Below are 2500 nucleotides of genomic sequence, written 5' to 3'. Positions count from 1 at the left end.
GTTACCAGCGAGGATAAGTATTTCAGATACGAATCCGCATCGAAAGAGAGTCTGAATAGGGCGTTAAGTTGGTAGTAGTAGACGCGAAACCTGGTGATCTACCCTTGGGCAGGTTGAAGCGCTGGTAACACAGCGTGGAGGACCGAACTGGTTGTCGTTGAAAAGACTTCGGATGACCTGAGGGTAGGGGTGAAAGGCCAATCAAACTGGGAAATAGCTCGTACTCCCCGAAATGCATTTAGGTGCAGCGTTGATGTGAGTTTAATAGAGGTAGAGCTACTGATTGGATGCGGGGGTTTCATCGCCTACCAATTCCTGACAAACTCCGAATGCTATTAAATGCTCATCAGCAGTGAGGGTATGGGTGCTAAGGTCCATATCCTAAAGGGAAAGAACCCGGACCATCAGCTAAGGTCCCCAAATATATGCTAAGTTGACCAAACGCGGTCTGACTGCACTGACAGCTAGGATGTTGGCTTGGAAGCAGCCATACATTTAAAGAGTGCGTAACAGCTCACTAGTCGAGCGGTTGGGCATGGATAATAAACGGGCATAAGCATATTACCGAAGCTATGGGGTTATTGAAAGATATACCGGTAGGGGAGCATTCTATAGGCGTAGAAGCTAAAGTTGTGAGACATAGTGGAGCTGATAGAAAAGAAAATGTAGGCATAAGTAACGATAAGGCAGGCGAGAAACCTGCCCGCCGAAAGATCAAGGTTTCCTCAGCTATGCTAATCAGCTGAGGGTTAGTCGGGGACTAACGCGCACCCGAGTAGGGAAAGTGGATGTACAACAGGTTAATATTCCTGTACCATTAATCTAATAAAAGTGACGGAACGAGATAACTACCGCGTACTGACGGAATAGTACGTTAAAGGAGCTGTTATGGCTTTGATAGTACACTGAGGCTTCGGTCGAGGTGATAGAGTGGTGATAACGTTTCCAAGAAAAGCGAAGATTAATGCCCGTACCGTAAACCGACACAGGTGATTGGGAAGAGAATTCTAAGGCGCTCGAGAGATTCATGGCTAAGGAACTAGGCAAAATAGACCTGTAACTTCGGGAGAAAGGTCGCCTATCGTAAGATAGGCCGCAGTGAAGAGGTCCAAGCGACTGTTTATCAAAAACACAGGACTCTGCAAAATCGAAAGATGAGGTATAGGGTCTGACACCTGCCCGGTGCTGGAAGGTTAAGAGGAGAGCTTAGTGGTAACACGAAGGTTTGAATTGAAGCCCCAGTAAACGGCGGCCGTAACTATAACGGTCCTAAGGTAGCGAAATTCCTTGTCGGGTAAGTTCCGACCTGCACGAATGGTGTAACGATTTGGACACTGTCTCGGCCATGAGCTCGGTGAAATTGTAGTATCGGTGAAGATGCCGATTACCCGCAGTGGGACGAAAAGACCCTGTGCACCTTTACTATATCTTCGTATTGGTCTTGGATAAGTGATGCGTAGGATAGGTGGGAGACTATGAAGTGGCTATTCTGGTAGTTGTGGAGTCGTTGTTGAAATACCACCCTTTGCTTATCTGAGGTCTAACCCTGCGATGCAGGGGACAATTCGTGGAGGGTAGTTTGACTGGGGTGGTCGCCTCCAAAAGAGTAACGGAGGCTTCTAAAGGTTCCCTCAGCACGCTTGGTAACCGTGCGTAGAGTGCAATGGCATAAGGGGGCTTGACTGAGAGACCCACAAGTCGATCAGGTACGAAAGTAGAGCATAGTGATCCGGTGGTTCCGTATGGAAGGGCCATCGCTCAAAGGATAAAAGGTACGCCGGGGATAACAGGCTGATCTCCCCCAAGAGCTCACATCGACGGGGGGGTTTGGCACCTCGATGTCGGCTCGTCACATCCTGGGGCTGGAGAAGGTCCCAAGGGTTGGGCTGTTCGCCCATTAAAGTGGCACGCGAGCTGGGTTCAGAACGTCGTGAGACAGTTCGGTCTCTATCTACTGTGGGCGTTAGAAATTTGCGTGGATCTGACTCTAGTACGAGAGGACCGAGTTGGACGCACCGCTGGTGTATCTGTTGTCTTGCCAAGGGCATAGCAGAGTAGCTAAGTGCGGATGGGATAAGTGCTGAAGGCATATAAGTACGAAACCCGCCACAAGATGAGATTTCTTTTAAGGGTCGTGGGAGATGACCACGTTGATAGGTTACAGGTGTAACGGTGGTAACATCATAGCCGAGTAATACTAATCACCCGTAGACTTTTCGCGCGTAGAGATTCTTTTAAAGAGCGTTAGCATCACAACAATTGTTAATTATCAATTGTCAATTGAGAAAATATGTTTTTTATCCCTATATGTTAAAATATCAAGGCATTAGGCCACAGGCATCAGGTATTAGTTCTGAGTCGCACAACCTAAGGCCTAAAGATTTAAGGTGGTTATAGTCAAAGGTCTCACCTCTTACCATTCCGAACAGAGCAGTTAAACCTTTTAGCGCAGATGGTACTACACTTGTTGTGGGAGAGTATGTCGCCGCCTTCTTATAAA

The 2500-nt window shown here is 47.7% G+C and carries 2 rRNA genes (1 of these 2 cut by a window edge); both read left to right on the top strand.

Annotated elements, in window-relative coordinates:
- Positions 1–2221, top strand: a 23S ribosomal RNA gene (locus tag HMPREF1528_RS03480) (it extends 619 nt beyond the left edge of the window).
- A gap of 162 nt (positions 2222–2383) precedes the next feature.
- A 5S ribosomal RNA gene (gene rrf / locus HMPREF1528_RS03475) occupies positions 2384–2494 on the top strand.
- The last annotated feature ends 6 nt before the right edge of the window (positions 2495–2500 follow it).

This window comes from Capnocytophaga sp. oral taxon 336 str. F0502 (assembly GCF_000411575.1).
GTDB classification, from domain to species: Bacteria; Bacteroidota; Bacteroidia; order Flavobacteriales; family Flavobacteriaceae; genus Capnocytophaga; species Capnocytophaga ochracea.
The sequence above is the reverse complement of the archived record's forward strand: the minus strand, read 5'-3'. Positions and strand labels throughout refer to the sequence as shown.